Here is a 12063-nt window from a genome sequence, read left to right as displayed (position 1 = left end):
CTTCCGATGACGAGTCGTCTGCTACAGGCGAGCCTCGGCTCGCCCGACTACGACGGGATCCGCGACGCCCTGCGCCGCGACACTTCCACCGAGGTGCTCGCGGTGCGCGGCCTCGCCGTCCGCGCCGCCGTCCTGCCGCTGTTCAAGAGGGACGCCTCGGGCGCCCTGCTCCAGGCCGTCCGGATCACCGTGACCGGCTCCGAACGGCTCGGCGTCGCGCTCAAGGACGCCGGCGGCGCCGTCGCCGAGGGCACCACGAGCGTGGCCGCCGGCGCCCGCGCGGGCGCGCAGGGGGTCGCCACGCTGCTCGTTCCCGAGGTGGACGAGACGCGCCGGTTCACGCTGGAGGTGCGCACCGCCGGCGGCGACCTCGTCGGCGCCGCGCCGCTGGACGTCGCGCCGCAGCGCAAGTGGAACGTGTTCGTCGTCCACCACTCCCACCTGGACATCGGCTACACCGACACGCAGGGCACCGTCCTGCGCCACCACCTCGACTACCTCGACGCCGCGCTGCGGCTCGCCCGCGAGACCGACGGCCGCCCGGACGACGCGCGCTTCCGCTGGTCGGTGGAGTCGTCGATGCCCGCGCTGCGCTGGCTCGCGACCCGGCCGCGCGAGCTGGTCGCCGAGTTCGAGGAACGCGCCCGCGCCGGGAACATCGAGGTCACCGCGTTCCCCATGCAGCTGCACACCGAGGCGTGCTCGACCGACGAGCTGTACCGGCAGCTCCGCTTCGCCGAGCACCTGCGCGAACGGCACGGCATCGACGTCCGCTCCGCCATGCACACCGACATCCCCGGCGCCGTCGTCGGCGTCGTGGACGCGCTCAACGCCGCCGGCGTCCGCTACCTGGCCGCCGCGCACAACTGGGCCGGACGGTCCGTGCCGTACATCACCGGCGGCGACAGGCTCGGCCGCCCGTTCCGCTGGCGCTCGCCGGGCGGCGGCGAGCTGATCGTGTGGTTCACCGACACCCCGCACGGCATGGCGTACATGGAGGGCAACACCGTCGGCCTCGTCGACGGCTACGACCTGGCCGAGGACCTGCTGCCGCGCTACCTCGGCTCCCTCGCCGACCGCCCCTACCCGTACGGGCCTGGCACGTTCGGCTGGTACGCCGCGCCCGGCCAGGTCGGCGCCGCCAAGGACCCCGACGCGCTCGACGCCGTCCACCTGCGCGTCCAGGGCGCCCACGCCGACAACGCGGGCCCCTCGCTCGTCCCCGCCGACATCGCGCTGCGCTGGAACGAGACGTGGGCCTACCCGCGGCTGCGGATGGCGACCAACGCCGACTTCTTCGAGTACGTCGAGGAGCATCACGGCGACCGCCTCCAGACCCACGAGGGCGACTGGACCGACTGGTGGGCCGACGGCCTCGGCTCCGGCGCCCGCCCCCTCGGCTACGTCCGGCGCGCCCAGAACGTGCTGCGCGCCGCCGAGACCCTGCACGCCGTCGCCGACGACCGCGCGGGCGAGAGCACCGGCGCGTCCGCGTCGGTCGACGCCGCGTACGACCTCGCGGCCCTGTTCGACGAGCACACCTGGGGCGCCGCGAACCCGTGGGAGGACGCGGAGGAGGGCGGCGACTCCGGCGGCCTCCAGTGGACCCGCAAGTCGCAGGTCGGCTACCAGGCCCACGACGACGCGCTCGACCTGCTCCAGGCGGGCGCCGGCCGCCTCGGCGCCACGTTCGGCCCCGCGCCGGAGGCCCTCGCGTCGTTCGTCGTCGTGAACCCCGGCACGGCCGCCCGCACCGACGTGGCCCGCGCGTTCCTGCCGCGCGACGTCGTCGCCGTGGACGTCCCGATCGCCCTGGTGGACGCCCGCACCGGCGAGCGCGTCCCGCACCGCGAGGAGGAGGTCGACCCGGACGAGTGGCCCACCCGCCCCATCGGCCGCCACCTGGAGGCCGTCCTGCCGGACGTCCCCGGCCTCGGCCACGTCCGCGTGGACGTCGTCCCCGCCGCGGAGGCCGTGCCCGAGGGCGAGTCCGGCGGCGGCCGCGTGACGGGGCGGGAGGCGGAGGCTCTGGACACCAGGGACGCGACGATCGAGAACGAGTTCTACCGCGTCGCGTTCGACGTCGAGGAGGGCCACCTCGCCTCGGTCTTCGACAAGGCCGCGGGCCGCGAGCTCGTGAACCCGGACGCCGTGGCGGGCTTCGGCCAGTACGTCTACGACCGGTACGCGACCGCGCCCCACCACAACCACCTGTCCGGGCACGTGCTCGTCCACGACACCACGCTCCTCGGCGACCGCGCGATCGGCACCCACGCCACGGTCACCCGCCGCGAACGCACCCCCGCGGGCGAACGGCTCGTCGTCGAGCTGCGCGGCAAGGGCGTCGACTGGCTGCGCGTGACGCTCGACCTGTACGCGGGCGTTCCGCGCCTCGACATCCGCTACCAGCTCGGCAAGCAGCCGACCGCCACCAAGGAGGCGGTGTTCTTCGCGTTCCCGTTCGCGGTGCAGGGGCCGCCCGCCGCGTGGGAGCTGACCGGCGGCGTCGGCGGTACGCACGTCCCGAGCGTGCCGGGCTCGGCCGAGCACATGCGGCCGATCCGGCACTGGGTCGCGTTCGAGGAGCCCGGCCTGACCGTCGCGTGGGCGACGCTGGAGGCGCCCCTCGTGCAGTTCGGCTCGATCCACATGCCGTACGCGCCGTTCCCCCCGACGCTCGACGTCGAGGACGGCACGGTCTACTCCTGGGCGCTGAACAACATCTGGGACACCAACTTCCCGTCCCAGCAGAGCGGCGAGACGACGTTCCGCTACGCCCTCTCCTCGGCCGCCGCCGAGCAGGGCCACCGCCTGGGCGCCTCCACCGCCGCCGGGCTGACCGACCCGTTCGTCGCGGCGCTCGCGACCGGGACCGCGCCCGCCGCCGCGTCCGGCGCCTTCCTGGAGGTCGACGACCCCGACGTGCAGGTCACGTCCGTCGGCCGCTCCCGGCACGACCCCGCCGACCTGGTCGTACGGCTCCAGTCCCTGGCCGCGAGCCCGGTCGACGCCGGGCTGCGCGTGCCCGGCATGACCGCGGCGGCGGCGAGCGCCGGCCTGGAACGGGACGCCCGCGACCTCCCCGTCGAGGACGGCGCCACGACGGTCCGCCTTCCCGCGCGCGGGGTCGCGGCCGTCACCATCAAGCGGGTCGCGGCCGTCACCAACAAGCGCTGAGGACAACCACATATGAAGATCACCGATATCCGGGCCACCACGGTCGCCGTCCCCCTCGAAGCCCCGCTGCTGCACAGCAACGGCGCCCACTGGGGCCGGTTCGTCCGGACGATCGTGGAGGTCGAGGCCGACAACGGCCTGGTCGGCCTGGGGGAGATGGGCGGCGGGGGCAGAGCGCCGAGGTCGCGTTCGAGGCCCTCGCGCCCTACCTGGAGGGGCACGACCCGTTCGAGCTGGAGGCCCTCCGCTTCAAGATCGCGAATCCGACCGCGAGCCTCTACAACAACCGGACGCAGATGCTCGCCGCCATCGAGTTCGCCTGCGTCGACCTCATCGGCAAGCACCTGAACGTCCCCGCGTACGACCTGCTGGGCGGCCGGATCAGGGACAGCGTGCCGTTCGCCTCGTACCTCTTCTTCCGCAACCCTGGGCCCGGCGGCGCCGTCCCGGAGGTCCGGACCCCCGAGCAACTGGTCGAGCACGCCCGCGCGTTGAAGAAGGAACACGGATTCAGCGTCCACAAACTCAAGGGCGGCGTGTTCCCGCCGTCGCACGAACTTGAGTGCTATCGGGCTTTGGCGGAGGCGTTCCCGGGCGACCGCCTGCGCTACGACCCCAACGCGGTACTGAGCCTGGACGAAGGGCTGCGCTTCGGCAAGGCCATCGAGGATCTGGACAACGACTACCTCGAAGACCCGGTCCTCGGTCTGGAGGGCCTCCGCGCGGTCCGCGAACGCGTGAACGTTCCTCTGGCCACGAATACGGTTGTGGTGAACTTCGAACAACTGGCCGCGAATGTCCTGCGTCGTTCAGCGGATGTGGTCCTGCTCGACACCACGTTCTGGGGCGGCATCCGTCCGTGCATCAAGGCGGCCGGAGTGTGCGAGACGTTCCAACTCGGACTCGCCGTCCACTCCTCGGGAGAACTGGGCATCCAGTTGGCCACCATGCTCCACCTGGGAGCCGTCCTGCCCAACCTCACATACGCGGCGGACGCGCACTACCACCACTTGTCGGATGACGTGATCGAGGGCGGAAAGCTGCCTTATGAAAACGGAAGGATCGCCGTTCCGCAGGGGCCTGGCCTGGGTGTCTCCTTGGACCGTGACAAGGTCGCCGAGTATGCCGAGCATTACCGAGAGGTGGGCGACTATCCGTACGACCGCGACCCGAGCCGGCCTGGCTGGTACCCGATCGTTCCCAATGAGCGATGGGCCGATCCGGATTCGCCACTGATTCCTATTGGGTGATGAGGTGACCCCCCGTCGCGTTGTCATTGGGGGGCGGGCGCCTTCAAGGTGGCGGCGCGGCGGGGGAGGGGTGGCGGCGGGGGTTGGGTGGTGTTGGAGTTGGTGGAGCAGGGCCGCTGTAACGGGGGCGAGGCTGGTTTTGGTGAGTCGGGTTGGTGCACGTGATCGGTTGATGCTGGTGAGTTTCTGACGGGTTGGGGTGCGTGGCTGAGGTTGTTGTTTGTGTTGCGGTGGTCACGTGGCTGGGCTTGGTGAAAAGCGGGCAGCTAGGAAGGGAGTGGGCAGGGGGCGGTGGGGATGGCTCGGGAAAGGCGTTGGCTGGGCTTACTGCTTTCTCCTGTGGAGCTGGAGGCTGCGCAAGGTTGCGGCGGCTGGCCGCTTTCTTCTTTCGGGCGGGCTGGCGGAACGGCCGGCCTGTGGAACGGCGGGCCGGCTGCATAGAGAATGTTGGACAGAATTGGATTCTGTCTGATATGTCGTTTGCCCTTTCTTGTGTGGTCGAATAAACTGTGAGTGGTTGGTGGCGGAGAGTTAGATGGGGGGTGAGATCATGGCGGTGGCAATGGTGATGGCAGCGGAGAACGCAGTGGCGTTGCGCTGTGTGGGGGAGTTCGGGGAGTTGGACGACGCCGAATTGGTCGCGGCCGTCTCCGCGGCTCATCGGCAGGCCGCCCGTGCCCAGGCTCGCGAGCTGGAGGCCATCGCCGAATTGCGTCGCCGTCGAATTGCCGCCGAAGCGGACGGCGACCCCGACTACCGTGTCCTGACCGCACACGAATCGGTCGTTGAAGAAATCGCGGTCGCTCTGGCTGTCACAGGAAATGCCGCCGCCACGTTGGTGCACGTCGCCGAGCGGTTGTCGACCGATCTGCCCGCCACCGGTGAAGCGCTGGCGGCCGGACGCATCGATCTCGCCAAGGCCCGCGTGATCTGCGATCTGTCCGACGACCTGCCCGATGGCATCGCCGAACGAGCCGAAGCCGCCGTCCTCGACAAGGCGGCCGAGCAGACCACAGGCCAGCTCCGCCGACGCCTCAAGCGCATCATCGGAAGGCTCGCCCCGATGCCGCGCGGCAGCGGACTCGCGACACCGTTCAGGGACGGCGGCTGGAGGTCTGGGAGACCGGTACGGGCGTCGGGAACCTGTCCCTGCTGGACCTGCCCGCCGAGGACGCCCACGCCATCTTCAACAAGATCTCGGCCGCCGCGCGAGGTCTCAAGGGCGACGGCGACGACCGGCCCCTGGACATGATCCGCGCCGACCTGGCCAAAGGGTTGCTGAACGGGGCCGTACTGCCGGACGCCGTACGCGCCGTCCTCGTCCAAGCGCAGGCCGAGCCAGGGGAGCAGAGCGACGTCGCTCCCGCCGCCGCGCCGGTGGAGACCGAGGTCGAGACCCTCGCGGAGACCATCGACGAACGGCTGCACCGCGTCCGCCACGACGCGCGCCTTGGCCGTCGCGTGAACGAACTGCCCAGGCTGATCGGACGCGCCGTCCGGCAGATCCAGGACGACGTCGCCGCGCAACGCGACGGACTCTGCCAGGGCAACGAGCCCCAGCACGGGCACCCGAGCTACCGGCCTCCAGCGGAACTCCGCCGCGAGATCGAGGCCAGGCACGCGACCTGCGTGTTCCCGACCTGCAACCAGCCGTCCCGGCGCTGCGACCTGGACCATACGAGAGCCTGGAGACCCGGGACCCCAGGAATCACATGCAGATGCAACCTCGCCCCGGTGTGCAGGCGGCACCATCGCACCAAACAAAGCCCCGGCTGGAGGCTGCATCAAATCTGGCCCGGACTCCTGGTCTGGACGACCCCTTCGGGTGCCTGGCACATAGTCCGCCCCGAACGCCAGTGAGTTCCCAACCCTCCAAAACGCGCAGGTGCTGTGCGGCATCGGAAATCACGGACGGTGCCTCGCCATCCCGGACGATCCGTTCGCAGACGACGCGCAGCAGTTTCGCCGTCCGTCCTCGGCGCACAGCGCGGCCATCGAATGCGGCGATCACCTCTTCCGCCCGCCGCCATTCGCGCACCTGAACCAATGAGTTCAACAGCAGAACGAGATCGAGGCCCGCGTAAAGGCCCCCGTCCGCCGCAATCTGCTCCTGGAGCGGTATAGCCAAGTCCCAGCGCCCCAGGTGCCCGTACGCGACGGCCCGATGCCTGGCCAGTTCCGTAGCGTCGAGCCACCACGTCCACTGCGGATCCCGCGAACCGACACTCTCGCCCAACACCTGCCCGGCCCTGCCGAACGCAAGGAGCGCCCCGCGCTCGTCACCCAACTGCGCGAGCGCCCGGCCCCGCCGGATCTCGAACAACGCCCCACCCGCGCCGGCTGCGCTACTCCCAACGCACAGTCCGTGATCCGCACAGCTTCGGCGGCGCGCCGCACATAGGTGGCATGCATCGCTAGATGGGTGAGCTGGAAGCGTTCCATGTCACGGTCACCGGCTCTCCGCGAAAAAACCAGCGCATCCCGAACGAGACGTCGCGACAGGGCAGGCCGATCCGCGTCGTACGCCAGCCACGCGGCGATCTCCCCGGCTTCCCCCGCAGCGGCCAGCAAATCCCTCTCGACCCGAACGTCATATGCCCCGGCTCGGACCGTACGGCTCACGTCCCGAAAGAGCCGCAACGCCTGCGGCAGCACGGCACTCCCACCCCACACCCCATCAAGCCCAACCAGCCGCGCATTACCTTCCCGAACAGCTTCAACAAAGCAAACCCCGACCGGACGGCTGCGCTCCACTCTGCTCCCCGTACCCATCCCTCCCAACCACCCAAAGCGCTCACCCCCAACAACCACACGAACACCCACCAGCAACAAAGCGACCCGCCCGCTCCCCAGCCAGCGGCGGGACCGGTCGTCCTTTGACCTGATTGCCTGCAACCGCGAAAGCAGATCGGGGGCCCGCGGCACTCTCCACATCGGGCAGTGCGTCTCCGCGCTGAACCTTCAGCCGTTCAATCGCCTGAGGAACCCCAGAAGACGATTTCCGTCGGTCGGCCCTCCGGATCATGCAGGACGGTGCAGCGAGCGCAATGCCCTTCTGTCGGGTGAAGGGCGTGCGGGCAGTCGGGCGGGCAAGGGAGGGTTGGCTGGGAAAGGCGTTGTAGTGGCGTCCTGTGCTCGCGGAGGCGTATGTGCGTTCGAAGTCGTTCCGCGTGGGGCGGTCGGTGCCGAAGAAGATGCGGACCTCCTCGGACGCCAGCAGGCGGACGGCGCGGTATTCGTCCTCGCCACCGGGGCCGATCAGCCGGTCGTCGAGTTCGAGGATGCCGTTGTCGTTGGAGGCTGTCTCGTCCAGCAGGTTCCGGTAGTCCTCGATGCTGGTGGGGCGGCGCCACTCGTCCGGCCAGTCGGTGGACTGGAGCACATCGGCGAATTCCCGTTCCCGTAGGGCCGACATCGCGGCTGCGATGTCCTCCTGAAAGGGAACGAAGTACGTCCAGGGCTCGGCTCCCATGTCGTTCCTCCCACTCAGTGCGGGTTGTGGGTGGCTGGTTGGGGATAGTGCTGTGGCGGGTGGTCGTGGTTGTGTGGCGCGCGGTGTACGTTCGAGCTGCCTGGGGTGGGCGCAGTGGATATTGCCGGTCATGGCTCCCGGAAGCGCGGGGTTCCGTCACATGAAGTGTCCCAGGTGTGGCAGCAAGGACATGAAGGCCAGCGATGTCGGGCGGGCCGGGCGGCAGGTCGTCCGGATCGTCAGGAATCCCGTTCGGGGCTGGAAGGTCGGCAAGGTGTTCGTGGCCGACCACATCGCCAACATGTACCGGTGCGCCGACTGCGGGCACCGGTTCGCGCGGTGTTCCAACTGCCACAAGAAGTGGCCCGTCAACGCCAACGTCGAGGTCGGGGAGACCTACCGGTGCCAGCGGTGCGGTGAGCGGGTCGTGATGGCGGGGCGGTATGTGTGAACGCTCAGGAACGGGCCGTGTCGGTGAGGGCGTCGCCGGTGAGGCGGTAGACGGTCCACTCGTCCTGGGGGCGGGCGCCGAGCGACTCGTAGAAGCCGATGGCGGGGGTGTTCCAGTTGAGGACGGCCCATTCGACGCGGCCGTAGCCGCGTTCGTCGGCGATGCGGGCGAGCTCGGTGAGCAGGGCCTTGCCGTGGCCGCCGCCCCGGGCGGCGGGGGCCACGTAGAGGTCTTCGAGGTAGATGCCGTGGCGGCCGATCCAGGTCGAGAACGAGAGGAACCAGAGGGCGAACCCCACGACCTCGCCTTGGTGCTCGGCCACGTGGGCGAAGACCTTCGGCTCGGCTCCGAACAGGTGCTCCCGCAGATCCCCCTCCGTCGCCTTGGCCTCGGGGAGCGCTCGTTCGTACTCGGCGAGGTCGCGGATCAGGCGGAGGATCGTCGGGACGTCGTCAGGGGTCGCGGGCCGGATCATGCCTGCCAGGTTATCGGGGCGTCACCACTTGACCGGCTTGGTCTGGGTGTAGAGCCAGGTGTGGAACAGGCCGTCGAGGTCCTTGTGCGAGATCTTCTCCGCGAGGGCGATGAACTGCCGCGTGGTGACGTTGCCGTCGCGGTGCGCCTTCGTCCACGCCTTGATGAGGGCGAAGAACGCCTTGTCGCCGATCCGCCCGCGCAGCGCGTGCAGCGTCATCGCGCCCCGGTAGTACGCGGTGATCTCGAACAGCTCGTCGCGTCCCGGGTCGCCCGTCTTCCGGTTGAGCCACAGGTCGTTGTAGTACTTCCAGGTGGACGGCTGGTTGTAGAGGTAGTCGAACGTCTGCTGCGCGGTCTCGATGCCGTGCTGCTCGTTGTAGAGCCACTCGGCGTACGTCGCGAAGCCCTCGTTGAGCCAGATGTCCTTCCAGCGCGCCACGCTGACGCTGTCGCCGAACCACTGGTGCGACAGCTCGTGCACGATGGTCGGGGTGTCGGGCTGGTAGCCGTAGATCGGACGGCTCTGGGTCTCCAGCGAGAACGCCACGTCCACGCCGACCCGGATGCCGCCCGTGGACGCGAACGGGTACTTGCCGAAGACCTTCTCCTCCCAGTCGATCGCGTCGATCGTGCCCTGGTGGATGGGCTTCAGCTCGTCCGCGCGGTTCGGCGCGACGCCGGTGATGACCGGGATGCCGCTCGCGGTGCGGCCCTTGGCCACCTGGAACTTGCCGATCGCGAGCATGGCCAGGTAGCTGGCCATCGGGGAGCGCTCGTTCCAGATGAACGTGGACTTGCCGCCCCGGGTGCTCTCGCCGCCCGGCACGCCGTTCGACAGCACCTGCGTGCCCTTCGGAACGGTCACGCGGTAGGTGTAGGTCGCCTTGTCGAGCGGGTGGTCGTTGCTCGGGAACCACGTCGACGCGCCGTCCGGCTCGCTGACCACGTACGCGCCGTCCGGCGTCTTGATCCAGCCGAACGTGCCGAGGTCGGGCCGCGAGATCGGCTTCGGGGTGCCGGAGTACGCGACCGTGACGGTGAAGCGAGTGCCCTTGCGCAGGCCCCTGGCCGGGGTGACGGTCAGTTCCTGCCCCTTGCGGGAGAAGCCGGCCTTTCTGCCGTCGACCTGGACGCTCTTCACGGTGAGCTGCTTCAGGTCGAGGTTGAAGCGCGAGAGGTCCTGAGTGGCGCGCGCCTTGACCTTGGCGGTCGCGACCAGGGCGTTGGACGCCGGGTCGTAGTCGAGCGCGAGGTCGTAGTGGCCGACGTCGTAGCCGCCGTTCCCCTCCTCGGGAAAGTACGCGTCGCCGAGGCCGGGGGAGCCGGGCCGGTAGCCGTGGCCGCCGGAGGCGGCGGCGGGAACGGCCGGGACGAGCAGGCAGGCCGTCGCCGTCAGCGTCGCGACGGTGCGGGTGGATCGGATCCTGGGGGGCATGGATCATCCTCTCTGTGACCGACGCGGCATAGAAGATCACGCCTTGCCCGGCGTTGTCAGCAGTTCTTCCGCACCTGGACACGGCGCGAAACGGCCGCGGGCCCCCGCGCGCGCCGGGGCCCGACATGGGTCAGGGGCGCCCCGCCGGTGCGGGGCGCCCCTGATCCGTCGGGCGGTCAGCCCTTCTTGGTCTCCCAGAAGATCTTGTCGATCTCCGCGATCTTGTTGAGCAGCTCGTCGGCCGTCTTCACGTCGACGCTGCCCTTCGTGCCGGACGCGCCCGCGAGCTTCGTCGCCTCGTTGAACAGCGTGTGGAGCTGCGGGTACTTCTCGAAGTGCGGCGGCTTGAAGTAGTCCGTCCACAGCACCCACAGGTGGTGCTTGACCAGCTCGGAGCGCTGCTCCTTGATCATGATGGCGCGGGCCCGGAACTCCGGGTCCTCGTTGGCGGCGTACTTCTCCGCGATCGCCTTGACCGACTCGGCCTCGATCCTGGCCTGCGCCGGGTCGTAGACGCCGCACGGCAGGTCGCAGTGCGCGGAGACCGTGGTCTTCGGACGCAGAAGGTTGACGAGCACCTGCGTTTCCCTTCCCTCGTTACGGATCATGCTCAGGCCACCGACATTACTCTTGTGGCCTCGGGGCCGTACGCCCAGGGCGCTCGGTAATTCGGCCTAGGCCCCCAACCGGTACGGCCCGGATGCCGCCCCTCCGGCGTGTTCTCACCGCTGGACGGCGGACTATGCGATAAGGCGGGCAAAGGAGTGTCAATGCGGGGTCGAACGGCGGCGCTGCTGGTCATCGGCGCGGCGGCGGGCGGTCACGCGCTCGTGCGGCGGCTGCGCGCGGTCGAGGTCGAGGGCGCGTCGATGCTGCCCGCGCTGCGGCCCGGCGACTGGCTGCTGGTGCTGAACGGGGCGCGCGTCGCGCCCGGCGACCTCGTGGTCGCGCGCCATCCGCGGCGGGACGGGCTGCTCGTCGTCAAGCGCGCGGCGCACCGCGAGGCGGGCGGCTGGTGGCTGGAGAGCGACAACCAGGGCGCGCCCGGCCGGCAGGACAGCTGGGACTTCGGCGCCGTGCCGGACGGGCTCGTCGAGGGGCGCGTGGTGGCGCGCTACTGGCCGTTCGGCCGGTTCGCCCTGCTCGCGCCGCCGCGCCCGCTCAGCTCGGGCAGCCCGTCCGGACGGGGCCGTTCGAGCTCGGCGGAGACGCGCGGGTGGGGAGGGTGGCTCGCGGCGGCGACGCTCGGCCGCCCGGCGCAGCGGTCGGAGCAGTAGCGCCGCGAACGGTTGGCGGTGGTGTCGAAGAACACGCGGCCGCAGCCGGCGGCCCGGCAGATCCCGAGCCGGTCCAGGCCGTGCTCGCCGACCTTGACGGTGAGGCCCATCGCGGCGCGCGCCGCGTACCGGTCGGGGATCGATCCGCCCTCGTTCAGGTGCAGGTGCGGGCGCAGCCCGTCGTGGGCGGACAGCTGCGGATGGATCGGATGGTGGATGAGCAGCGCGTTGAGGCGTTCGATCGCGTCCTCCTCGTCGCCGCGGGCGGCGGCGAGGAAGACGGCGTGCAGCTGCTCGCGCAGCGCGCGCATGGCGTCGAGGTCGCGGTGGCCGAGGCGGCCGCCGAGATGCGGACGGCGTACGAGCAGCGCGTGCAGCCCTTCGAGGTCCCGGAGGGAGTCGCCGGCGGGGCCCCGGGTGTTCACGAGTTCGATCGCCAGGTCTGCGTAGGAGGAGAGGTCCACGGGCGCTCCCAACGGACTCGACCTGTTCGTGCGAATCGTTAGCGTCATTCCCCTATGCCG

The 12063-nt window shown here is 70.2% G+C and carries 11 protein-coding genes and 1 pseudogene; 7 read left to right on the top strand and 5 right to left on the bottom strand.

Going from position 1 to position 12063, the window contains the following annotated elements:
- Positions 1 to 6: 6 nt before the first annotated feature.
- The 5 genes from GEV43_RS06030 (at position 7) to GEV43_RS06010 (ending at position 6477) form a co-directional block, all read left to right on the top strand.
- Positions 7 to 3177, top strand: coding sequence for a glycoside hydrolase family 38 C-terminal domain-containing protein (locus tag GEV43_RS06030; protein WP_160819830.1), 3171 nt, complete (start codon positions 7 to 9; stop codon positions 3175 to 3177).
- 296 nt (positions 3178 to 3473) lie between these two features.
- On the top strand, positions 3474 to 4427 hold the full coding sequence (locus GEV43_RS06025; RefSeq protein WP_241682800.1) for an enolase C-terminal domain-like protein: 954 nt from the start codon (positions 3474 to 3476) through the stop codon (positions 4425 to 4427).
- A gap of 535 nt (positions 4428 to 4962) precedes the next feature.
- Positions 4963 to 5679, top strand: a complete 717-nt coding sequence (locus GEV43_RS06020; RefSeq protein WP_160819829.1) for a DUF222 domain-containing protein — start codon at positions 4963 to 4965, stop codon at positions 5677 to 5679.
- Positions 5676 to 6287: an HNH endonuclease signature motif containing protein gene (locus tag GEV43_RS06015; RefSeq protein ID WP_160819828.1), complete on the top strand. Its 612-nt coding sequence runs from the start codon at positions 5676 to 5678 to the stop codon at positions 6285 to 6287. Before GEV43_RS06020 ends, GEV43_RS06015 begins: the two co-directional genes overlap by 4 nt.
- Before the next feature lie 25 nt (positions 6288 to 6312).
- On the top strand, positions 6313 to 6477 hold the full coding sequence (locus tag GEV43_RS06010) for a hypothetical protein (protein ID WP_160819827.1): 165 nt from the start codon (positions 6313 to 6315) through the stop codon (positions 6475 to 6477).
- A 744-nt stretch (positions 6478 to 7221) separates the two neighbouring features.
- On the opposite strand, the gene GEV43_RS06005 is transcribed toward GEV43_RS06010, so the two are convergent.
- Positions 7222 to 7899, bottom strand: coding sequence for a hypothetical protein (locus GEV43_RS06005; RefSeq protein WP_160819826.1), 678 nt, complete (start codon positions 7897 to 7899; stop codon positions 7222 to 7224).
- 190 nt (positions 7900 to 8089) lie between these two features.
- On the opposite strand from GEV43_RS06005, the gene GEV43_RS06000 reads away from it, so the two are divergent.
- The gene (locus GEV43_RS06000) at positions 8090 to 8350 is read left to right on the top strand and encodes a hypothetical protein (RefSeq protein ID WP_160819825.1); all 261 of its coding nucleotides are present in this window, start codon (positions 8090 to 8092) and stop codon (positions 8348 to 8350) included.
- A gap of 4 nt (positions 8351 to 8354) precedes the next feature.
- Here GEV43_RS06000 and GEV43_RS05995 read toward each other — a convergent pair whose 3' ends face one another.
- From GEV43_RS05995 to sodN, 3 genes are all read right to left on the bottom strand, one after another.
- The gene (locus GEV43_RS05995) at positions 8355 to 8825 is read right to left on the bottom strand and encodes a GNAT family N-acetyltransferase (RefSeq protein WP_160819824.1); all 471 of its coding nucleotides are present in this window, start codon (positions 8823 to 8825) and stop codon (positions 8355 to 8357) included.
- 21 nt (positions 8826 to 8846) lie between these two features.
- Positions 8847 to 10262 carry a M1 family metallopeptidase gene (locus GEV43_RS05990; protein WP_160819823.1) on the bottom strand — a complete coding sequence of 472 codons (1416 nt, stop codon included), beginning with the start codon at positions 10260 to 10262 and terminating at the stop codon, positions 8847 to 8849.
- A 176-nt stretch (positions 10263 to 10438) separates the two neighbouring features.
- Complete coding sequence (gene sodN, locus GEV43_RS05985) at positions 10439 to 10840, bottom strand: superoxide dismutase, Ni (protein WP_309239476.1); 402 nt, start codon at positions 10838 to 10840, stop codon at positions 10439 to 10441.
- 192 nt (positions 10841 to 11032) lie between these two features.
- Between sodN and GEV43_RS49510 the strand changes: the two are divergent.
- Positions 11033 to 11359: pseudogene (locus GEV43_RS49510) on the top strand (S24 family peptidase); the annotation flags it as partial.
- A 17-nt stretch (positions 11360 to 11376) separates the two neighbouring features.
- Here the strand turns inward: GEV43_RS49510 and GEV43_RS05975 are convergent.
- Positions 11377 to 12003, bottom strand: coding sequence for an ABATE domain-containing protein (locus GEV43_RS05975; protein WP_160819820.1), 627 nt, complete (start codon positions 12001 to 12003; stop codon positions 11377 to 11379).
- Between the last annotated feature and the right edge of the window lie 60 nt (positions 12004 to 12063).

Source organism: Actinomadura sp. J1-007 (assembly GCF_009793335.1).
Lineage (GTDB): Bacteria > Actinomycetota > Actinomycetes > Streptosporangiales > Streptosporangiaceae > Spirillospora > Spirillospora yumaensis.
The sequence above is the reverse complement of the archived record's forward strand: the minus strand, read 5'-3'. Positions and strand labels throughout refer to the sequence as shown.

Coding starts and splice junctions, on each gene's coding strand:
- GEV43_RS06015 (WP_160819828.1), top strand. CDS start 5,676: ATGATCCGCGCCGACCTGGCCAAAGGGTTGCTGAACGGGGCCGTACTG.
- GEV43_RS06025 (WP_241682800.1), top strand. CDS start 3,474: ATGCTCGCCGCCATCGAGTTCGCCTGCGTCGACCTCATCGGCAAGCAC.
- GEV43_RS06005 (WP_160819826.1), bottom strand. CDS start 7,899: ATGGGAGCCGAGCCCTGGACGTACTTCGTTCCCTTTCAGGAGGACATC.
- GEV43_RS05995 (WP_160819824.1), bottom strand. CDS start 8,825: ATGATCCGGCCCGCGACCCCTGACGACGTCCCGACGATCCTCCGCCTG.
- GEV43_RS06020 (WP_160819829.1), top strand. CDS start 4,963: ATGGGGGGTGAGATCATGGCGGTGGCAATGGTGATGGCAGCGGAGAAC.
- GEV43_RS06000 (WP_160819825.1), top strand. CDS start 8,090: ATGAAGGCCAGCGATGTCGGGCGGGCCGGGCGGCAGGTCGTCCGGATC.
- GEV43_RS06030 (WP_160819830.1), top strand. CDS start 7: ATGACGAGTCGTCTGCTACAGGCGAGCCTCGGCTCGCCCGACTACGAC.
- GEV43_RS05990 (WP_160819823.1), bottom strand. CDS start 10,262: ATGCCCCCCAGGATCCGATCCACCCGCACCGTCGCGACGCTGACGGCG.